General features: G+C 65.3%; 18 protein-coding genes. 12 read left to right on the top strand and 6 right to left on the bottom strand.

The features are described 5' to 3' along the window. The first annotated feature begins 177 nt into the window (after positions 1-177). Genes BST27_RS00395 through BST27_RS00415 form a run of 5 tightly spaced genes read left to right on the top strand, consistent with a single transcriptional unit; the run spans position 178 to position 4661 of the window. A complete protein-coding gene (locus BST27_RS00395) occupies positions 178-1284 on the top strand; it encodes a 4Fe-4S dicluster domain-containing protein (protein WP_069420644.1) in 1107 nt (368 codons plus the stop codon). Next, positions 1277-2131 (top strand): FAD/NAD(P)-binding protein, encoded by an 855-nt coding sequence (locus BST27_RS00400; RefSeq protein ID WP_069420629.1) that lies wholly within the window; start codon positions 1277-1279, stop codon positions 2129-2131. Before BST27_RS00395 ends, BST27_RS00400 begins: the two co-directional genes overlap by 8 nt. Next, positions 2132-2890 (top strand): NADH-quinone oxidoreductase subunit B family protein, encoded by a 759-nt coding sequence (locus tag BST27_RS00405; protein ID WP_069420628.1) that lies wholly within the window; start codon positions 2132-2134, stop codon positions 2888-2890. Beyond that, on the top strand, positions 2887-4179 hold the full coding sequence (locus BST27_RS00410; protein ID WP_069420627.1) for a Ni/Fe hydrogenase subunit alpha: 1293 nt from the start codon (positions 2887-2889) through the stop codon (positions 4177-4179). The genes BST27_RS00405 and BST27_RS00410 overlap by 4 nt, the downstream gene beginning before the upstream one ends. Next, positions 4176-4661: a hydrogenase maturation protease gene (locus tag BST27_RS00415; protein WP_069420626.1), complete on the top strand. Its 486-nt coding sequence runs from the start codon at positions 4176-4178 to the stop codon at positions 4659-4661. The genes BST27_RS00410 and BST27_RS00415 overlap by 4 nt, the downstream gene beginning before the upstream one ends. Here BST27_RS00415 and BST27_RS00420 read toward each other — a convergent pair. After that, entirely contained in the window at positions 4658-5092 is a 435-nt protein-coding gene (locus tag BST27_RS00420) for a pyridoxamine 5'-phosphate oxidase family protein (protein ID WP_069420625.1), read from the bottom strand. The two genes, BST27_RS00415 and BST27_RS00420, sit on opposite strands and share 4 nt — an antisense overlap. A gap of 242 nt (positions 5093-5334) precedes the next feature. On the opposite strand from BST27_RS00420, the gene BST27_RS00425 reads away from it, so the two are divergent. Both BST27_RS00425 and BST27_RS00430 read left to right on the top strand, forming a co-directional pair. Then, positions 5335-6351, top strand: a complete 1017-nt coding sequence (locus BST27_RS00425; RefSeq protein WP_069420643.1) for a 1-phosphofructokinase family hexose kinase — start codon at positions 5335-5337, stop codon at positions 6349-6351. A 67-nt stretch (positions 6352-6418) separates the two neighbouring features. Continuing rightward, complete coding sequence (locus tag BST27_RS00430) at positions 6419-7912, top strand: bifunctional aminoglycoside phosphotransferase/ATP-binding protein (RefSeq protein WP_232007355.1); 1494 nt, start codon at positions 6419-6421, stop codon at positions 7910-7912. A 5-nt stretch (positions 7913-7917) separates the two neighbouring features. On the opposite strand, the gene BST27_RS00435 is transcribed toward BST27_RS00430, so the two are convergent. Together BST27_RS00435 and BST27_RS00440 are read right to left on the bottom strand one after the other, a co-directional pair. Beyond that, positions 7918-8730 (bottom strand): glutamate racemase, encoded by an 813-nt coding sequence (locus BST27_RS00435; protein WP_069420624.1) that lies wholly within the window; start codon positions 8728-8730, stop codon positions 7918-7920. Then, entirely contained in the window at positions 8730-10676 is a 1947-nt protein-coding gene (locus tag BST27_RS00440; protein ID WP_069420623.1) for a methyltransferase domain-containing protein, read from the bottom strand. Before BST27_RS00440 ends, BST27_RS00435 begins: the two co-directional genes overlap by 1 nt. A gap of 389 nt (positions 10677-11065) precedes the next feature. Between BST27_RS00440 and BST27_RS00445 the strand changes: the two genes are divergently transcribed. Both BST27_RS00445 and BST27_RS00450 read left to right on the top strand, forming a co-directional pair. Further along, on the top strand, positions 11066-11593 hold the full coding sequence (locus BST27_RS00445; protein WP_069420622.1) for an NPCBM/NEW2 domain-containing protein: 528 nt from the start codon (positions 11066-11068) through the stop codon (positions 11591-11593). 45 nt (positions 11594-11638) lie between these two features. Beyond that, the gene (locus BST27_RS00450) at positions 11639-14806 is read left to right on the top strand and encodes an adenylate/guanylate cyclase domain-containing protein (RefSeq protein ID WP_232007354.1); all 3168 of its coding nucleotides are present in this window, start codon (positions 11639-11641) and stop codon (positions 14804-14806) included. Here BST27_RS00450 and BST27_RS00455 read toward each other — a convergent pair. Continuing rightward, positions 14803-17487: an ATP-binding protein gene (locus BST27_RS00455; RefSeq protein ID WP_232007353.1), complete on the bottom strand. Its 2685-nt coding sequence runs from the start codon at positions 17485-17487 to the stop codon at positions 14803-14805. The genes BST27_RS00450 and BST27_RS00455 overlap by 4 nt on opposite strands. 54 nt (positions 17488-17541) lie before the next feature. On the opposite strand from BST27_RS00455, the gene BST27_RS00460 reads away from it, so the two are divergent. Continuing rightward, a complete protein-coding gene (locus BST27_RS00460) occupies positions 17542-17907 on the top strand; it encodes a bleomycin resistance protein (protein ID WP_079219671.1) in 366 nt (121 codons plus the stop codon). On the opposite strand, the gene BST27_RS00465 is transcribed toward BST27_RS00460, so the two are convergent. Continuing rightward, positions 17904-18284 carry a DoxX family protein gene (locus tag BST27_RS00465; RefSeq protein ID WP_069420619.1) on the bottom strand — a complete coding sequence of 127 codons (381 nt, stop codon included), beginning with the start codon at positions 18282-18284 and terminating at the stop codon, positions 17904-17906. The genes BST27_RS00460 and BST27_RS00465 overlap by 4 nt on opposite strands. A gap of 120 nt (positions 18285-18404) precedes the next feature. Here BST27_RS00465 and BST27_RS00470 point away from each other — a divergent pair, with 120 nt between their 5' ends. Continuing rightward, complete coding sequence (locus BST27_RS00470; RefSeq protein WP_069420618.1) at positions 18405-19250, top strand: hypothetical protein; 846 nt, start codon at positions 18405-18407, stop codon at positions 19248-19250. Continuing rightward, positions 19247-20038 carry an MBL fold metallo-hydrolase gene (locus BST27_RS00475; RefSeq protein ID WP_069420617.1) on the top strand — a complete coding sequence of 264 codons (792 nt, stop codon included), beginning with the start codon at positions 19247-19249 and terminating at the stop codon, positions 20036-20038. The genes BST27_RS00470 and BST27_RS00475 overlap by 4 nt, the downstream gene beginning before the upstream one ends. A gap of 6 nt (positions 20039-20044) precedes the next feature. On the opposite strand, the gene BST27_RS00480 is transcribed toward BST27_RS00475, so the two are convergent. Further along, positions 20045-20941: a haloalkane dehalogenase gene (locus BST27_RS00480; protein WP_069420640.1), complete on the bottom strand. Its 897-nt coding sequence runs from the start codon at positions 20939-20941 to the stop codon at positions 20045-20047. Positions 20942-20965 lie beyond the last annotated feature (24 nt).

A 20965-nucleotide genomic window follows, 5' to 3' on the forward strand; every position in this document is an offset into this window, starting at 1 on the left:
CACGCCGGCTCGCCGACGGGGAGAGGTGTTCCGCTCACCGGTCCGTTCGCACGATGTACCAGCGGCCCCCGATCCCAGGGCCGAATGGCCCTGGCTACCCGCAGCCCAGAGGTCAATGATGGTCCTGGCAGGTACTCACTGACGGCGCTGAGGGGATATCGCGTGGACGATCCATCGATGTTGGACTCCGCCGGCCTGTCTCGCCTCGTCGACCTGCTCATCGAACGGGGCTATCGGGTCATCGGCCCGATGTTGCGCGACAACGCGATAGTGCTCGCCGAACTCGAGTCGGCAGCCGATCTTCCACACGGCTGGGGCGTCGACGTGGCCCCGGGCCGGTATCGGGTGCGCCGCCGCGACGACGACGCGGCTTTCGGACATTCGGCCGGGCCGCAGTCGTGGAAGCAGTTTCTGCATCCGCCGCGGCAGCGGCTGTGGGCCGGTACCCGCGATGGCGGCACCGAGCCCGACACCGAGGACGAACGGCCCTGCGCATTCATCGGGGTGCGCGGATGCGACCTGGCCGCGATCGCGACCCTCGACCGGGTGCTCGGCCGCGGCGACTACCCGGATCAAGCGTTTGTCGGTCGCCGACGGCAGATCTTTGTGGTCGCGGTCAACTGCACCGAGCCGGGCGGATTGTGCTTCTGCGCGTCGATGGGTACCGGGCCGGCGGCCGGGCCCGGCTATGACTTGGCGCTGACGGAGCGCGTCGACGGCAGCGGGGGACAGCCGCCGAGCTACCTCGTCGAGGTCGGCACCCCGGAAGGCGCCGAGGTGCTCGCCGAGATTCCGCGCCGGGCGGCCAGCGCCGAGGAAATCGACTGTGCCCGTGCCGATGTGGAGGATGCGGCACACCACATGGGTCGGCAGATGCCGCAGACGGATCTGCGCAACCTGTTGATCGACGCCCGCGAGTCCCCGCAGTGGGAGGAGGTGGCCAGTCGTTGCCTCACCTGCGGCAATTGCACGATGGTTTGCCCCACCTGCTTCTGCACCAGCACCGAAGACGTCAGTGACCTCACCGGCGAGCACGCCGAGCGGTGGCGGCATTGGGCGTCATGCTTCGAGTTCGATTTCACCTACGTTCACGGCGGCGGCAGTGTCCGGCGCTCGGGGGCATCGCGCTATCGACACTGGTTGACCCACAAATTGGGCACCTGGCACGACCAGTTCGGCATGTCGGGCTGCGTGGGCTGCGGGCGATGCATCGCCTGGTGTCCAACGGGCATCGATATCACCGAGGAGATGAACAAGATGGCCGGGACGGCCGACGATGACTGACCAGGCGTCCCGCGTCGCCGTGCCGGTGAGCATGGCGCCGGTTCCGTATCGCGTCCGCACCCGTCTGGTCGAAAGCCCCGATTCGGCCACGTTGTGTCTCGAGCCGGTCGGCGAGGTGTTGCGGCCGCCGGCCCCGGGCGAATTCATGATGCTTTACGCGTTCGGGGTCGGCGAGGCGGCGATCTCGATCAGCGGCGATCCCTCGGTCACCGATGGGTCGATCACCCACACCATCCGTGCGGTCGGAGCGGTCAGCCGCGCCCTGCACGATTCGCAACCCGGCGACATCGTGGGCGTGCGCGGCCCGTTCGGCACCACCTGGGGATTGGACGAGGCCGCCGGACGCGACCTGGTGATGGTCGCTGGGGGAGTGGGGTTGTGTCCGTTGCGCCCGGCAATCCTGGGGGCTTTGGCCCAACGAGCGCGCTACGGCAAGCTGAAGCTGGTGGTCGGTGCCCGGTCCCGGTCGGACTTCGTGTTTGCCGCGCAAATCGAGAAGTGGGTCGACGATCCGCAGATCGACGTGCATCTGATCGTCGACGCCCCGACCCGCGGCTGGACTGGAGAGGTCGGTTTGGTCACCGAGCCGCTGCAACGACTGACGTTGCAACCCGATCGCACCACCGCTTTTTTGTGCGGGCCGGAGCCGATGCTGCGCTCCGCCGCCGAGGTGTTGGTGGCGAAAGGGCTGGCGCCAAAGGATATTCGGGTTTCGCTGGAACGCAACATGCAGTGCGGCGTCGGTTGGTGCGGGCACTGCCAATTGGGTCCGCTACTGCTGTGCCGCGACGGTCCGGTCGTCAGCTACGACGTCGCCGGCCCGCTGCTGCAAGTGAAGGAGCTTTAGATGAGCCCGCCCTCGTTGGCAGTGTGGAAATTTGCTTCCTGCGACGGTTGCCAGCTGACGTTGCTCGACTGCGAGGACGAATTGCTCACCATCGCAAAGGAAGTGAAGATCGCCAACTTCGCGGAGGCCTCCAGTGCGGTGGTCGGCGGGCCCTACGACGTCTCGCTGGTCGAGGGCTCGGTCACCACCGCGCATGACGAACAACGCATCCGCGAGATCCGGGACCAGTCCAAGGTGCTGGTCACGATCGGCGCGTGCGCCACGGCCGGGGGAGTGCAGGCACTGCGAAACTTCGCCGATGTCGCGGAATTCACCTCGGTCGTGTACGCCCACCCGGAGTACATCGACACGCTGGCGACGTCCACGCCGGCGGCGGCACACGTCAAGGTGGACTACCAGCTACATGGCTGTCCGATCGACCGCCGGCAACTACTCGATACCCTTGCGGCACTGCTGATCGGACGCAAACCAAAGCTGCCGGACAAGACCGTTTGTACCGAATGCAAGATGCGCGGTGTGACATGTCTGGTCGTCTCCGAGGGCACCCCGTGCCTTGGTCCTGTCACCCACGCTGGCTGTGGTGCGTTGTGCCCCAGGCACAATCGCGGCTGCTTCGGCTGCTTCGGCCCGTCCGCCGCACCGAGAACCGCCACCCTGATCCCACTGTTGCGGCGAGACGGGATGTCCGACGCCGAGGTCGATCGGGTGTTCTCCACGTTCAACGTCGCCAGTTTCACCGCCGAGCGGAGCCAGCAGTGACGCCGTCTAACCGCACGCTCAGCGTCAAGACGCTGACCCGCGTGGAAGGTGAAGGGGCGCTGCACGTCGCGCTGAAGGACGGAACGCTGGAACGTGTCGAGCTCAACATCTATGAGCCGCCGCGTTTCTTCGAAGCTTTCCTGCGCGGACGCGCCCATACCGAGCCACCCGACCTGACGGCGCGAATCTGCGGAATCTGCCCGGTCGCCTATCAGATCAGTGCGTGCAATGCGATCGAGGACGCCTGCGGCGTCGAGCTCGACGCGGACATCCTCGCGCTGCGGCGGCTGCTGTACTGCGGCGAATGGATCCACAGCCATGTCCTGCACATCTACCTGCTGCACGCGCCCGACTTCCTCGGCCACCACGACATTATCGGGATGGCCGGTGACCACCGGGAAGCGGTCGAACGCGGGTTGTCGCTGAAAAAGGCGGGCAACCAGCTGATGGAGTTCGTCGGAGGACGCGCGATACACCCGATCAACGTCCGGGTGGGCGGATTCTATTCGGCGCCACCGCGTTCGGAGTTCCGTCAGATCACCGAACAACTGCGGCGGGCACTGGACGACGCACTGGCCACCGTCGAGTGGGTGGCCGGGTTCGAGTTCCCCGACTTCGAATTCGAACACCAGATGCTGGCGCTGAGCCAGGGCGACCGCTATCCGATCGAGAACGGCGTGATCGCGCGCAGCGCCGGCGAGCCGTTTGCCGTAGCCGATTTCACCGATCACGTGGTGGAGTCGCAGGTGGCGCACTCCACCGCTTTGCACGCGACACTGGACGGCCACCGATATCTGACCGGTCCGTTGGCGCGGTTCACGCTGAATTCGTCGGCGCTGTCGCCGATCGCGGCGGAGGCTGCGGCTCGGGCTGGGCTCGGGGCGGGCTGTCGAAACCCGTTCCGCAGCATCATTGTTCGGGCCGTCGAAGTCGTCTATGCGATCGAAGAGGCGCTGCGGATCATCGCCGAATACCAGCGTCCCGCGAGGCCGTTCGTCGATGTTCCGGCGCGCGCGGGCGTGGGACACGGCGTCAGTGAGGCACCCCGGGGCTTGCTGTATCACCGATATCGCATAGACGAGGGTGGGCTGGTTTCCGAGGCGACGATCGTTCCGCCCACCTCGCAGAACCAGGCCGCGATCGAGGCCGATTTGGCGCGTTTGGTTTCCGGCAATCTCGACCTCTCCGACGACGAGCTGACCAAGCTGTGTGAACACGCGATCCGCAACTACGACCCTTGCATTTCGTGTTCGACTCACTTCTTGACGCTGACGGTGGAGCGGCGATGACGACCGTTGTCATCGGGCTGGGCAATCCGTATCGGCGCGACGACGGCGTCGGCATTGCCGCGGCCGTGGCGCTGAAGGAAGCGTTAGGGGGCGCGCTAAAAGCAGTGGCGCCGAACGACGTTCAGGTGCTGACCGACGTCACGGATCCGATGAGTCTGGTCGAACACTGGTCGGGTGCGCGGTTGGCCTTGGTGATCGACGCCGCGGTCGCAACGCCCGCAACCGCGGGCCGCATCCGTCGCTGCGCATTGAGCGACATCGCCGCTTCCCCCGGATTGAGTTCGCACACTGTCGATATCGTCGGCGCGCACGCACTGGCTCAGGCGCTTGGTCGAGCGCCCGATGCGCTGGTGGTGTTCACCGTCGACGTGGTCGACACCGGCCACGGGCCCGGCCTGACGCAGCCGGTCGCGGCCGCGGTGCCCGAGGTGGTCCGCACGGCAGTGGAGGAAATCACCCGAACTGTGGCGTCGCCCGGTTAGGTGGGAACCGACTGCTCCAGTTGTGGGGCGCCCAACTGAAACCGACGGCCGGTGACCATGTCCGGCAGGATGCGGACATAGTGCGGCTTGTCGCTGCCCGTCCATGACTGTAGGTGGGCGCTCTCGGCGTCTTCGAGCTCCTCGTCGGACCGCAGCGAGCGGGCCCTGCCCCTGATGATCACGCTCCATGCCTCGGAGGCGTTGTGGTCGTCGACTTCGAACACGACGTTCTTGTTGATCGCGGCGGAGACCAACTTGGCGCCCTGTGCGGTTCGGAACAACACGGTCTTGCGCTGAACGACGAAGTTCACCGGGAAGACGTCGGGGTGATCGTCGACGCTGGTGATCAACCGGCCCAGGGGCACGGACTTCAGCAAATCCCAGCATTCGCGCTCGGACAGGATGGTGACCCCGTCATCGTCTGCGGACATCGTTACCCCTCTCATCGTCATCGCGCCTGCTGTGCAGCCCGATGCGCATGACAATGACGCTAATCAAGGTGGCCGCGCAAGGGGCCGTGCCAAAAGTCCCGTTTTCGAAGGACCAACGTCGTGCCCGAGCGGACCACGGGCTCTCAGACCGGGGACTTCGGTCCCTATTTTTGCCCCGCGGCTGGCTGATCGGATGAATTGGTCCACAAATCAACATGCGCAAACTGTCGGGGAGCGTGCAGATGGAGCATTCAGTCGTCGGTCGGGCTGACCTGGCGCGGATTGTCACCTTGACCATGAATCCAGCGCTCGACATCACCTCGAACGTCGACGTTGTGCGCCCGACACGGAAATTGCGCTGCGAGTCCCCCCGCTACGACCCGGGCGGCGGCGGCATCAACGTCGCGCGGATCGCCCACGTCCTCGGTGCGCCGGTGTTGGCGGTCTTCGCCGTTGGCCAACCGGCCGGCGGTCTCATCACCCGGATGCTCCGGGAGGCCGGAGTGCCTTACGACGAGGTTCCCATCGCTGGGTCGACGCGAGAGAGCTTCACCGTCAACGAAACCAGCACCGGCGAGCAGTATCGATTCGTGCTACCGGGTCCCCACTTGACCGTGGCGGAACAGACAGAATGCCTGGACCGGCTTCGGAAGGCGGCATCGTCAGCGGAATTCGTCGTGGCCAGCGGAAGCCTGCCTCCCAGTGTGCCCGCAGACTTCTATCAGCGGGTGGCCGACATCTGCGTCCAGGTGGGTGCACGGCTGATCCTGGACACCTCCCGGGAAGGCCTGCAGCAAATCTCTTCGGGGGTGTTTCTACTCAAGGCGAGCGCGCGCGAGCTGCGGGAGTGCTTCGGATGCGAATTGGCTACCGAGTCGGAGCTACTGGCCGCGGCGCATGAACTGATTGAAACGGGCCGTACCGAGGTTGTGGTGGTGTCCCTGGCTGACCAAGGAGCGTTACTGGCGACACGAGATGCGAGTCACCGCTTCTCGGCGGTTCCCATGCCACCGGGGAGCGGCGTCGGGGCAGGTGACGCGATGGTCGCCGCCATTACAGTGGGTCTTAGTCGCGGCTGGTCGTATGTCGAGGCGGTGCGCCTGGGAATCGCAGCGGGTGCGGCCATGCTGATGACGCCCGGGACGGCGGCCTGCGAGCGCGAGGACGTGGAGACACTGTTCGAGCAGGTTGCCGAACCGACTCAGATTGCCGATGCCTCGGCCGTTGCGTTGGAAGACGTTGGGACTTTCGGCCATTAGCTGAGCGGCCCTTTGGCCGCTTTGTCAGGTGGGCGCCCCGGCCAAGATGAAGACCATGGAGGTAACGATGACCGCCGACACGCCTGGCGTGTCAACGGCGACGGCCGCCGTGCCTTACTTTGATGCGCGGGAAACCCACACGGCGATGGTGGTCTTCGCCGGCGACCGGGCGTACAAGGTGAAAAAGCCTGTCCTCACGGACTTCGTCGACTTCCGCACGGCGGCTCAGCGCGAGCGAGCCTGCCGACGCGAAGTGGAGTTGAACAGCCGGTTATCGCCCGGCAGTTACCTTGGCGTCGCCCAACTCACCGACCCGACCGGAGGTCCCGCCGAGCCGATCGTCGTGATGCGACGTTATAGCGACCAGGATCGCTTGGCGTCCATGGTCACCCGCGGCGAGAGTGTCGAGGGGGTGCTGGACCGCGTTGCCGAAGTGCTGGCCGATTTTCACCGGAATGCCCTGCGCGGCGAGTCAATCGACGCTCAGGGCGAGGCCGGTGCAGTGGGCAAACGTTGGCGAGACAACCTGTGGGAACTTCATCGATACGCGGAAACGATTCCAGGGGTCACCGAAGAATCGATCGACCGGATTGAGCGTCTTGCTACCGAATACATCTCGGGTCGTGCGCATCTGTTCGCGCACCGGATAGACGAACGGTGCGTTGTCGACGGCCACGGTGACCTGCTCGCGGACGACATCTTCGTCGTCGACGGCGAACCGGCGTTATTGGACTGCATGGAATTCGACGACCAACTTCGTTACGTCGATCAGATCGATGACGCCGCTTTCCTCGCAATGGATCTGGAGTTCCTGGGGCGCCGGGACCTTGGTGACCACTTTATGGAGCGCTACATTGCGTACTCGGGGGATGAGTCGGCGTCGTCGTTGCGGCACTTCTACATCGCCTACCGCGCCGTGGTGCGGGCCAAGGTCGAGTGTGTGCGGGTGACGCAGGGTGGGTCGGCCGCCGCGGCGGACGCGGTGCGGCATCTCGGCCTCGCGACCGGGCACTTGCAGGCCGGCGCCGTGCGGTTGGCGCTGGTCGGGGGTAACCCCGGCACCGGCAAGTCGACCGTGGCGCGTGCACTTGCCGAACAGGTTGGGGCGCAGGTTATTTCGACCGACAACGTACGACGGGAGTTGCTGGAGACGGGCATCATCAGCGGGGAGCCTGGTGTTTTGGACTCGGGACTGTACAGTCCCGACAATGTCGCGACGGTCTACGAGATCGTGCTGCGCCGGGCTCGCATGTGCTTGGACCACGGCCGCTCGGTGATCCTCGACGGCACCTGGCGACACCCGCACTGGCGTGCAGAAGCGCGGCGTATCGCTACTGAAACACATTCTCAGCCAGTCGAAATCATGTGTGCGGCGGGGATCGACATGACCGCCGACAGGATCGTGACCCGGCCGGCGGGCAACTCCGACGCAACACCCGAGATCGCCGCAGCGTTGGCCGCTCGGCCGAGCGGGTGGGACGAGGCGTTCCGGATAGACACTTCCCAGCCGCTCGCCACGTCGGCGGAACAGGCGGTCGAGGTTTGGCGAAAAGCGGTTTGATGTCCCTATGCGGTCAGGCGCCGTTGATCAACGCGATGTTCGCCGAGCACTTGGTCCGCATGGGCCGGTAACACTATGCCCCAGGCGTGGAAAGCCCCGCGCCGCATCGCTTCGGGATCGCCGGTGGTGAGGAACTTGCGCTCGGCTAACCGCGGCCAGTCTGACGCGCGGGCCTCAGGATGCCGCTCGGCGACCGCGGCGGCCATCCGTTCGGCGGGGTCGATCAACAGGGCATTCGGCAGCGCAGCCGCGAACCAAGGGCTCGCGGCCGGGTAGTGCGTGCAGCCCAGCACCAGCGCGTCCACGTCGTGCAGCGGGGCGAGAATCCTTGTCAGATCGGCGAGGAACTGTGGCGAACCGGCTCGGCCGGCCTCGATGTGTGCGGACAAGGGTTGAGCCACTCGGGACAGCACTTTCCGGCCAGGTCTGGCGAGCCCGCGCCGGTAGCGGCCCGCGTCGATGGTGCGGTGCCCGCCCACCACACCGATCGACGCGAGGTCTTCAGGGACGGAGGCCAACCCGTGGGTGATGATGCCCTCGACCGGCACCGGGGCGGCGCTCAGCCGTTCGACGACGGTGCTGGCCGCGTTGCACGCCAGCACCACCTCGGTGGCCCCACGCTGGGCGAGGGCGCTGACCACCGTAATCAAGCGATCGGTCAACTCGTCGGCGGTCATCAGGCCGTATGGGGTGGCGCCGGCGTCCGACCAATACAAGATCGGAAGTCCAGGAGCCAACCGGTCCAAGGTCTTTACCAAGCCCAGACCGCCGATGCCCCAGTCGACAATGCCCAGGCAGGAATTCGGGTACCTGGGCATCACGGGTAGGAGAGTGGGGCGGTCTGGCCCTTGGCCAGAGGTCCGGAATCAAACGCCATTACCCGCGCCGACATGGTCGCCGTCAATGTCTGCGGCTGGGTGCCGGGAAAGCGGCTGCCGAAATACCAGCGGTATTCGTGCTCAGCTCGGATCGGGTTGTGCTGCAGCATGTTCAACCACTCCGGGTGTCGTGTCAGGGCGGCCAGATCGCGGACGAACTCGGGCCTCGCCCGCCGCGTCCGCAGGTGCGCGACAGCCGATCTGGTAAGCACGGGCAGTTCGCGAAGTCGCGCCGGTTGCTGCACCATGTCGACCACCCACAACCTGCCGCCGGGAGCCAGGACTCGCCGAATCTCGGCCATGACCGGGTCCCAATCCAGGTAGCGGAACGACAGGAACGAAATGACCACGTCGACGTGATCGTCGGGTACGTCCAGCAGCGGACCGTTGACCTTGACGAAGCGCAGGCGGGCGCGGTCTCGGCTGTGTTCGCGCGCCCGGGTGAGCATGCCGGCGGAGCTGTCCATACCGACGGCGAAGTCGATGTCGCCGTTGTCGTCCAGTGCGCGCAGCAAAGCCCCATTGCCACAGCCGATTTCCAGCACACGCAAGGGCCGGCCTAGGTCGCCGCGCAGGTCGGCCACTCGACCCGCCAGCCACCGCCATTCGGCTTCGCGGACGCGAATATCGGAGTACGCGCGATCGTACAGGTCGGCCACGCGATCGTAGGAGCGTTCCGGTTGCGTTGCGGTGGGGTGACTTTCCACCATTGGCTCGGCGGCGCAGCCCAGATACTTGCGGACGCTGCCGGCCAAGCCATGAGACTTCCTGCCGGGCGCGGCGATCATGTAGAGGTTGCGGCGGGTCGTCGGGCGACGACCGGCCCACGCGAACCGGTCTTTGCGAGTCGACACGGTCGTGTAGTTGTAATTGCCGAACGACGGCACCCCGAATACTTCGGCGAAGAAGGGCGCAAACCAGCGCGCCGTGCGACAGGCGTGGAAGTAGGCGCGTCCGTCGGAAGCGAACGGAATCGTCATGGCGCGCCATTCGTGCGGCGAGAACTGCTCGGGCCAGTCCGTTGAACCGAACATGGGGCCGTACATGCCCGAATGGCTGATCAGATGTAGCTGCCTGATCATTCGACCGGAGCGCGCCAGGCGGCCGAGCTCGGCCTCGAAGTCGGCCTTGCGATGCACTCCGGAGACAATGACCTCGGCGTCGCGGTGCTCGGCGGCGAGTTCGCGCCCCATAGTGGCCGCCGCCACGGCGAATTCGGCCGAACCGCCGCGGTATCGAGTGGTGTGACCGACCCAAATAACGGGTTTGCCTTGGGTTTGGGGGATTGTCGGGGGTGCGATGTCGGCAAAGGGAACCCGGGCGTGCTCACCGTCGGGGATCCAGGCGCCGTAATTGCCGACGAGCTCAAGAACTTCGGATCGCTCGAGGTCGAAAACGCGCATGCCGGGCGGTGGTGGGCTGTACAAGTGCAGGGTCAATCCGGCCGTTTCGGCCGCCATGTCGTGGATGTCCTCGGGTGAGATCGGGATGGCTTCGCCTTCGTGCCGCATGGTCCCTTCGGTGACAGCCAGTTGCGTTCCTTCCCAGTGGAATCGACGTTCATGGAACATTCCTTCGACCGCGATCACGAATCCGCTGGCGCCGCCGTGGTCGTGCGGGGCGCAGCTGTGTCCGGGACGCCAGCGCGCAAGCATGATCTCGACCTGGTCGTCGGCTCGCAGGATGGACCGCGAATACGGCTCACCGTCCTTGGGGTCGAGAGCCAGTGACGCCAGCAGGTACCGAGCTTCGCTGACGCGTGCCAGCAAGCCGGGTCCCGGGACCTCACCGGCCACCGCGACCTCGGCCAGAGCGTCGAAAAGCGGGCTCAACGAGGCCAATTCGTCCCTCGTGGTCGTCGGCAGATTGTGCGCAATATCGGTCATGATGTGTCCCCCTTTCGACGACCACGATGTGGATCAGCGGACTTGAACCACCGGTGAAAGTTGGATCGTCGTGATGGATTTGGATTGGCACCGTTACGTAGTTGTTGCCAGTCCACAGGCTGTCCCTGGGCGCTTGGAGGATCCTTGAAGGATCCTTGGTGTGCGGGTCAGCGGCGTATCGGCGGTGGGCCGCAATCTCATCCGTCACATGAGTCACAAGATCGGAGCGGGTGGCTTTGTGCCCAGCTCTGAGGGACAAGCGTTGTAGCTACACGTCGGGCGCAAAGCATGCCGGAAATTAACTTGACGGATGGGTTTGGCGTCGCCCTGCGGAGGGATACAGTTGACGAGTGTTTCGTCGTCTGGCTGCTCGCATAATCATCGCAATCATGGCGATTTCGGTGCTGGGCGGATGTGAAACAACTGAGCGGCGCTCTGCCCCGCAACGCTCCACGATCACCTCGTCGACGACATTGACAAGCACGGGTCCAGCGAGCGTACCGCTTTATGAGCAATTCGAAGCCCAGAACTCCGACGGACCGAACGGCAAACCCATCAATGCCACGCTGGCGGGCACCAATTACCGGAATTCGACCGGAATGTGGGTTGGCTGCTCGGGTAGGCCGGCGACAACAACGTACCGGTTGCGAGGCATGTTTGCGCGGCTCAAGGCGGTCGCGGGATTGCAGCCGCACACCCCCGCAGAACTCGCGGTGAAGGCGACCGTCGCCGTAAACGGCAACGTAGTAAAGGTCTTCACCATTCGCAGAACGGACACCGAACGTATCGATTTGGATGTCAGCGGCGCCGATTCGCTAGTGGTCACAGCCATCGCAGCCGATAACTCACGGTGCACGACGTCGCAGACCCCTTATGGTGCGCTCGGGGATGCCATGCTCACCCCGATAGGTCTATAGCGGGATTTCTTATCAACCCCGCACGGGCGTGGCACGATAACGGTCGTGGGTGACTTGTGCGCCTCCTGCGGGAGTCCACTGACCGCAACCGCGAAATTCTGCGGCGAGTGCGGCAAGCCACGCGCGCGGAGTGCCCAACCGGCCGAGTACAAACAAGTCACCGTGTTGTTCGCGGACGTCGTCGGCTCGATGAAGCTGGCCGCCTTGCTGGGCCCGGAACGGTTGCGCGAGGTTATGACGCAGGTATTCGAACTCTCGGCGAGTGCGGTGCAGCGCTACGGCGGCACCGTCGACAAATTCACCGGCGACGGCATCATGGCGGTGTTCGGTGCCCCGGCCGCGCTCGAGGACCATGCCATGCGCGCCTGTCTCGCGGCGTTGCACATCCAGGCCGAGATGCACGGTTTGGCCCCGTCGTTCGAGCGCGAACTTGGTATCTCGCTGCTGCTGCGGGTCGGGCTCAACTCGGGCCAGGTGATCGCCGGTGAAATCGGTTCCGGCTCGGCGGGTTATACGGCGATTGGCGAACAGGTCGGCATGGCTCAGCGCATGGAATCAGTGGCGCCACCGGGTGGAGTGATGGTCAGTGAATCCACCGCGCTACTCGTCGAGCACGCGGCGGTCCTCGGCGAATCCGAACTGGTGAAAGTGAAGGGATCTGACGTCCCGATTCCGGCCCGTCGGTTGTTGGCAGTGAACGACGAGCGAGCGCGACGAGGACGTCAAGAGCCGACGTTGGTGGGCCGGGTCTGGGAGCTGAACACCTTGAGCGGCATCCTCGATCAGTCGATGGGTGGCGATGGCTGCGTGGTCGCTCTGGTCGGCGCGCCCGGTATCGGCAAGAGCCGCACGGTCTCCGAGGCGACCCGCTTGGCCGCCGAGCGTTGCGTGGAAGTCTTCAGCACCTACTGCGAATCGCACACCAGCGATGTCCCCTTCCATGTGGTGACTCGACTGCTTCGGGCGGTGTTCGGAATCGGCGGGGTAGGCGCCGATGTGGCGCGGACGATCGTGCGCGCTCGCATCCCGGGTGCCAATGCAGAAGACTTGCTGCTGCTCGATGACTTGCTGGGGATCGGCGACCCCGCGGTTGCCTTGCCCACCATCACGCCCGACGCGCGAGGGCGCCGGCTGACCGCGTTGCTGAACGCGGCGGCGCTGGCTCGCAGCAGCCCGGCGGTCTACGTCATTGAGGACGTGCATTGGATCGACGAAGCCAGCGAGGCGATGTTCGCCGAATTCGTGACCGTCGTTCCGCAGACCTCGGCGCTGGTGCTGATCACCTATCGGCCCGAATACGATGGTCCCCTTTCTCGCCCATCGGGAGGGCAGACGATCTCGTTGTCGCCGTTGAACACTGCCCAGACGCGCGCCCTCGTCCGCGAGCTACTGGGTGACGATCCGTCGGTGGACGGCGTCGCCGAGCAGGTCGCCGAGCAAGCACTCGGAAACCCCTTCTTCGCGGAGGAAATCATCCGAGACCTCGATGGCCGTGGTGTGCTGGCGGGGCACCGCGGCCAGTACGTGTGTCGCGAGAAGGCGGCCACCATCACCCTGCCCAGCACATTGCAGGCCACCATTGCCGCCCGCATCGATCGCCTGCCGGTACCCGCCAAGCAGGTGTTGCATGCCGCGGCGATCATCGGAGCCCGCTTCGCCCCGGACATGCTCAACACGGTGATCGGCGGCGGCGTCGATGTGGCGGTCGCCCTTGCGGACCTGCTGCAGGTCGAACTGATCGATCAGGTCCAATTCACCCCGCATGCCGAATATGCGTTCCGGCATCCGCTGGTCCGTACGGTCGCCTACGAGTCGCAGCTGAAAGCCGAACGTGCCGAACGGCATCGGCGGGTGGCCGCTGTCATCCAAGAGCGCGATCCCGATTGGGTCGAGCAGAACGCCGCCCTCATCGCCGAGCATCTGGAAGCCGCTGGTGACCTGCGCGCGGCCTTCGACTGGCACATGCGGGCCGGAGCCTGGTCGAACCATCGCGATCTCGCGTCCGCCCGAACGAGTTGGCAGCGTGCCAGCCAGGTCGCTGATCGCTTGTCGGTCGACGACCCGGACCGGGTGCGCAAGCAGATCGAGCCGCGGACCTTGTTGTGCGCCACCGCGTTTATGGTCGGTGGCGCCGGGGATATCGGCTTCGACGAACTGCGCGAGCTTTGTGCTGCCTCCGACGATGACGTGTCCCTGGCGATGGGCATCGCGGGTGTCTTGATGGCCGTCGCAGCCAACGGTCGTCCTCGGTACGCGGCGGAGTTATCCGACGAGTTCGCCGCGCTCCTGGAATCGATCGGCGATCCGACGCTGACTGTCGGTCTGCTATACGCCGGTGTGTATGCAAAGAGTGAGGCCGGTGAAGCGCGAAAAGCGTTGCAATGGGCCGATTACGCGGTGGAGATCGCCGACGGCGACGCAGCTAGAGGCGCTTTTGTCCTGGCGTCACCCTTGGCAGTGACGTTGAGCCTCAGAGGCTTTGTCAAGATGCGTCTCGGGATCCCGGGATGGCAAGCCGACTCTGACGCCGCCGTTGCCATGGCTGCCCCGATCGACGCAACCGTTCATCTGATGACGCTCTTGTTCAAATATGTGTTGGCGATCCCGTTCGGTGCGTGCCCTGCCGATGCGAGTGCTTTGGAGAGCACGGCCGAAGCATTGCGGCTAGCCGACGAACGGGGTGACGAAACAATCTTGAATCTTGCGCGGCTAACCCACGGTATGACGCAGATTCATCATGGTGGTTCGCAGGTGCAGTTGGGTGTTTCGGCCTTGGCCAAGGTCCGAGACTCCGCCAGGAAGGGACGCTTTGTCGGTTTAGCCGGCACGATTGTCGACCACGAGATGGCGAGACAACTGGCGCGGCAGGGAGATTGGGAGCGGGCCATCGAGCTGGCCGGCAAGATTGTCGACGATGACTACGCCTCGGGTGACTTGGTTTGGTTGTGGTTGGCCGTCACCGCTTTGGTGGAAGCGCTAATCGGTCGCGGAACCGAGGCAGACCTACGGGAGGCGCAATTGGTCATCGATCGTTTTGCCGCTGTGCCAACCGATCCCGGTTATGTGCTACACGAACTGACGCTGCTGCGCCTCCGCGGCCTACTCGCCAAGGCCCGCGGGGATCACACCGGCCACGCCGACTGGATGGCACAGTTGCATGCCAGGGCCAGCGCGCTGGGCTTCGAACCACTTGCCGCGTCAGCGATCTGCTAATTCGGGCACAATTCCGCTCGGGCCTGGTCGATCTGGTCGAAGGCGTAGTTCGCCATCGCGGCCATGTTCATCCCCGCACCTTCAGCGGCGCACCGTTCATAGGCATCGTTACCCAGTACCTCGCGCAAGTGCGCGATCGTGGTGTTGAGGGTAGGGAAGGACGCCGAGGTGACGGGGCTGAACGCCCAACCCGCGATGGTGGCGGCGGCCTCGTGGCGTCCCATCCGCTCTAGGAATGCGGCCAGGATTGCCAACGGTGTGCTGATCATCGCGGTGCTGCCCGCCTCGTGATGATTCTGGATCGCCAGGGAGAAGTAGTCGAGCGCGGCCAACGGGTCGCCGTGCTGGTATTCGACGCGGCACAGTACGGCCGCCAAATGTGAGACGGCGCTTTGGTTGCCGGTGTCCTGTGCTACCACCAGCCCACGCCGCATCGCCGTCAAGGCACGGACAGGTTCGGTATCACGGAAGGCGAAGCCATCCGCCAATAACGCGAAGCACAACGCCATGGGGTTACGGGTGGCCTCAGCGGCCTCGACGAGTCCGTCGCACAGTGCCATCGCTTCGTCGTTAGGGCCTGCGATTGACAATGCCATGACGAGGCATCCCCACGTGATGGTGTGGCTGTCCAGTTGGCGGGCCAACTGAGCACGGCTCAAAGCAATTCCGCGCTGCGAGCCACTGACGGTAAACGCGCCGCTAGGCCAGCCGTGGATGCCGTAGGGGAGGTCGCCGCCATCGTTGATCAACTGCTCAGCCATGTCGGCGTACTGCACGGCCTTCACGAGCCGCCCGGCTGAATAGCACATCGACGCCATCACACACAGGAATGTCAGACTGCGATGACCGGCCGCCGCGGCCGGCTCCAGAATTTCTTCGGCCCAGGAAATTGGTTCAAACTTGTCGATCGAATAGCCGAGAAAGGCCGCGTACGTGGCGATTGCGGCGGCGACGTCGAGATCGTCGTGGTCGGCGGACCACCGAAAGGCGGTGCGCAGGTTAGCCAATTCTACGGTGAACCACCGGTAGGCCTCGCGCTGCTCAGGGCTGTCCCAGACGTTCATGATTTCGATGATTCGCCGGGCGAAGTGGCGGGCATGGGCGTCGCGAACCTCCGGCGCCGCCCCGCGGGTGACGAGCTGCTCCTCGGCGAATTCCCGAATGGTTTCCAACATCGAATATCTCGTGCGTCCGGATCGCCGCTCGACAACGAGCAGCGACTTACCGACCAACGCGTCCAGCAGGTCCAGGACGGCATAGTCGGCGTCGGCGTCGGCGTCGTCATCGTCGACTAATCCTGATACGGCACAGGCGCTTTGCAAGTCGAAGCCGCCGGTGAACACCGAACAGCTTTCCAGCAGCGCCTTTTCCGTGGCGGTGAGGTGGTCATAGGACCACGCCACGGCGTGCCGCAGCGTCTGATGGCGGCCCAAGCCGCGTCGGGACCCGACCAGCAACCGGAAGCGGTGGTCGAGTCGATCGCGCACCTCGATCGGCGTCATCGACGACATGCGCGAGGCGGCCAGTTCGATTGCCAGCGGAATCCCATCGAGGCGGCGGCAGATCTCGACGACCGCGGCCGCGTCTGCTGGGCCGGTTACCGAAAAGTCCGCCGCAACACTGCGCGCGCGTTGGACGAACAAGGTCGCGGCCGCTGAGTCGATGCCGTCACCGACATCTAGTGAGGGCACCGACCACAATTGTTCGTCGGAAACCTCCAACCGCTCCCGACTGGTCGCCAGGATGCGCACGCTCGCCGACCGCGCCAGGATCGCCTCGGCCAAGTCGGCCGCCGCATCTCGCACGTGCTCGCAGTTGTCAAACACCAACAACCGAACCCTGCCTTCCAGGGCGACGGCCACACTGTCGGCCACGCTCCTACCCGGCTGCTGGGTAATCCCGAGAACCGCGGCCACGGCGTCGGGTACGGCACCCGGGTCGGTCACCGCGGCCAGCTCGAAAAGCCATACCCCGTCCGCGAATTCGTCCGACAACGACGCCGCGACCTCCAGTGCCAACCGGGTCTTGCCGACCCCGCCGACGCCGGTCAGCGTCACGAGCCGATGGACCTTCAATGCCGACCGCACCTGGTCCACCACGGCCTCACGCCCGACGAAACTCGTCAAAGCGGGACGCAGATTACCTAGGCTGGAATCCAAGGCCCGCAACGCGGGAAAGTCAGTGCGCATTCCGGGGGCCCGCACTTGGAACACCCCCACCGGCGTCGGTATGTCCCGCAGCCGGCGCAAGCCTAGGTCCAACAGGTCGACCCCGCTCAGCAAACCTGCCGTCGAATCGGCCAGCAGGACTTGCCCGCCGTGCCCGGCGGCCATCACGCGCGCGGCGCGGTTGAGCGCGGCGCCGAAGTAATCCGCGTCGCGCAGCTCCGCTTCGCCCGTCGCCAATCCCATCCGCACCGGCAACTCGAGGGCCAACTGCGCGGTGATCGCCGCGTCGACCGCGCAGCGCGGCGAGGCGAACGCGGCGCACACCCCGTCACCAGTGTGCTTGAAGAGCCAGCCGCCGTGAGCCTCGATCGCCCCGCGGAGCACTTGGTCGTGTTGAGCCAGCGCGGCCCGCATCGCCTCGGCATCGGCTTCCCACCGACGGGTAGAACCCTCCACATCGGTGAACAGGAACGTCACAATCCCCGATGGCGCACCCACCGGCGCATTGGTCACTCACGCAGAATGCCACAGCGAACTCCCAGGTGACAGACTCTAGGCGTGCCCGAAATCACTTTCACCTCGGTTTCGCCGATCATCCCGGTCAAGAATCTCGACGCCGCGCTGCACCGCTACCGACGGCTCGGATTTGAGGCTCGGAGTTACGAAGGTCCCGAGCGCTACGGGTTCGTCGACCGCGGGTCGGTGCAACTACACCTCACCGAGTGGGCCGAGCACGATCCCCTTACCACGGCTTCCAGCGTGTACTTCTACGTCAGCGACGCCGACGCGCTGCACGCGCAATGGCAAGCGCTCGACGATCTCGGAGGCCGGTTGATGCCGCCACAGGACACCCCGTACGGGCTACGCGAGTTCGCCTACGTCGACCCGGACGGCACCTTGCACCGCGTCGGCTCGCCGTTGCACCGGCCTTAGAGGTTGCGGTAGACCTTCAGCGCGGTTGTGACCATCGGAATTTGTAATGGCAACCGCGCCAACGCAATAACGCGCATGTGCCAGGGCTTGTCCCACCACAGCCGCACCATGTTGAGGTTGCCCGGGAACACGCCGACGAACAACGCCACGGCCGCGAGCGCGCCGAGCTTGCGGGTGCTCGGGTTCAACAGCGCCGCTCCGACCGCCAGCTCGCCGACACCAGACGCATAGGTGTAGAACCGCGGCGTGCCGGGCAGCTCGACCGGGATGATGTCGTCGAACGGTTTGGGTGCCGCAAAATGCAGCACGCCCATACCGGTCAGCGCCGCCCCCATCCGGACGGCGGTTTTATGGGTGGCGTCATTACTCGTGGTCATGGGGTCTCATCTCTGTGGTCTTTCAGGGGGCCGAGCAGACGCGAAGTTGCATGGTTCCGGCCGAGATCGTACGAGTTCGCGTCTGCTCGCAAGCTAGCGCACGAAAGTTAGGATCCCCTGGTGGAGCCGCGTGACACCGACGACGGGAAGACCGTGGAGCGGCGTCTGGCGGGCTGGCAGCGGGCACTGCGGTGGGGGGCGTGGCTGACGTTCCTCGGCGTAGCGATCGCTCATTCCGATCGTCCGTCGTTCGGTGGTCTCGAATTCCTGACGCTTGCGGTGGCGATCGGCGTGACCATCTGGTGTGTGGCCAAACCGCTCGGCGGACCGAAGGTGGACATTGAGAAGCCGTCCGAGGTGCGCGGGCCGTTCGAGTCGCGGACGAGTTGGGGACTGGTGCTGCTGGGCGCGATCCTCACGGTGGGGGGAATCGGCGCCACCGGTGCGATCATCTACGACGTGTCCACCGGCCGCGCGACCATCCGGGAGGTGCTCAGCGACATGGGCAACTTCGTGGTCGGCTGGACCGCGGAGCTGGTCACCGGGTGGAGCTACGACGCCCACCTGGAAGATACGCACGCCTACGCGCTCTTCGCGCTGATCTTCCCCGGCCTGATCCTGGTTTGGTACAACCTCGTTCCATTTGTCAAGCGGGGGAGCGCCTTTCGGATCGACCCGGACACCTCGATCACGGTCAAGGGGCCGCGCGGCTGGTTCCAGATACTGGAATACGAGTATTCGGCCATCACCGCCGACGGGACGACCATCCGATTCACGCCGAGCGTGCAAGGCAATCCCGCCATCGTGCTGCCGCAGGCTCGGGTGTTCTCCCAAGAGACCGATGCCAGGCTTCGCAGCGAGGTAAGCGCTGCATTCTTCCAGGAGCGGCTCGAACGCCGCTGCTTCACCGTCCAAACGATCGATCGAAGACGCTTCACGGCCACACCCATAGGAGTCGGACATTGAAGGTTCACCATCTCAACTGCGGCACCATGCACGCGCTGGGCGCCGACTTCGTTTGCCACGTCCTGCTCATCGAGACCGATGCCGGACTTGTGTTGGTGGACAGCGGATATGGCACACGAGACTGCAGCGACCCGGCCCGCATCGGCCCATTGCGTCACCTGCTCAACCCGGTGTTCGACCACAGTGAGACCGCGCTGCACCAGATCGAACAACTCGGCTTTCGCGCGTCCGATGTGCGCCATATTGTGCTGACGCACTTCGACTTCGACCACATCGGGGGTCTGGCAGACTTTCCCGACGCCGCCGTTCACGTCACCGCCGACGAGGCACGCGGCGCCGTGCACGCCCCCTCGCTCCGGGAGCGACTCCGCTACCGCAAAGTGCAGTGGACGCACGGGCCCAAGCTCGTCGAACACGCACCGACGGGCGAGAAGTGGCGCGGATTCGCCGCGGCCAAGCACCTCGACGCGATCGGTGACGGCATCGTCCTGGTGCCGATCCCCGGTCACAGCCGCGGACACGCCGCGGTCGCGGTCGACGCCGGCAACCGGTGGATCCTGCACTGCGGCGACGCCTTCTACCACCGCGGCACGCTCAATGGGAAAAAGCAGTCGCCCCGGGCACTGCGCATTCAGGAGTCGTTCACGGCCTTCAACCGCAAGCAGCTGCGGGCCAACCAGGAGCGCATCGCGGAGCTGCACCAACGCCGCGATCCTGACCTTCTGATCGTCAACGCGCACGATCTCGAGCTGTTGGCGCACGCGAAAGCGACCGCTAGGACCGTCTAGGACCGCTTAGGTTTGCCAGGCGAGGATGCGTTCGGCCAACTCCGGGCCGCTGTCCTCCTGGATGAAGTGGCTGGCGTTGATGCGCGCGTGCGGCTGACCCGCCGCCCCCGGAATGTGTTGGATCAGGGGGCGATCGGCCTTACCCAGGATCGGGTCCCGGCGGCCGAAGATGGCCAGGACGGGTTTCTCCCAGCGGCCCAAAGCTTCCCACGCTGCCCGGTTGGCCGGCACGGCCGGATCGTCTGGCGAGGTCGGCACCAACTGCGGGAAGATCCGGGCGCCGGCTTGGTACCTCTTGTCGGGGAAGGGTGCGTTGTAGCCGGCACGCACCTCGGCGGGAACCTCGCGGACGGTGCCGGTGGCCACGATGCGACCCGCGTTGAAGATCGGGGAGAAACGGGCGAAGGTGCGCCAGATGTAGAAGGCGGGCGGGGTGGGACGCTCTGCGGTGGGCAGAAAGCCGTTGGCGACCACCAACCGTGCGAACCGGTGGCCCTGTTCGGCGGCGACGCGAAGACCGATCAACGATCCCCAGTCCTGCACGACCAGCGTGACGTCATTCAGGTCGAGTCGGTCGAACCAGGACGTCACCCACTCGACGTGCCGCAGGTAGGTGTAGTCCTCCACCCGGGTCGGCTTGTCGGAGCGGCCAAATCCGATCAGATCCGGCGCCAGCACGCGGTATCCGCCGTCAGCAAGCGGCGGGATCATCGTCCGGTACAGGTAACTCCACGTTGGCTCGCCGTGTAGCAACACGACCGGGCGCCCGTCGGCGGGCCCCTCGTCGACGTAGTGCATGCGCAGCGGCGGGGTGTCACTCGCCGTCACGTCGACGTAGTGCGGTGCGAACGGATAGCCGACCAAGTTTTCGAACCGCGAGTCCGGGGTCCGCAGAACATCCATGAAGCCCACTCCTTCGAGTCTCCT

Origin of the sequence: Mycobacterium intermedium, assembly GCF_002086275.1 — a bacterium.
Lineage (GTDB): Bacteria > Actinomycetota > Actinomycetes > Mycobacteriales > Mycobacteriaceae > Mycobacterium > Mycobacterium intermedium.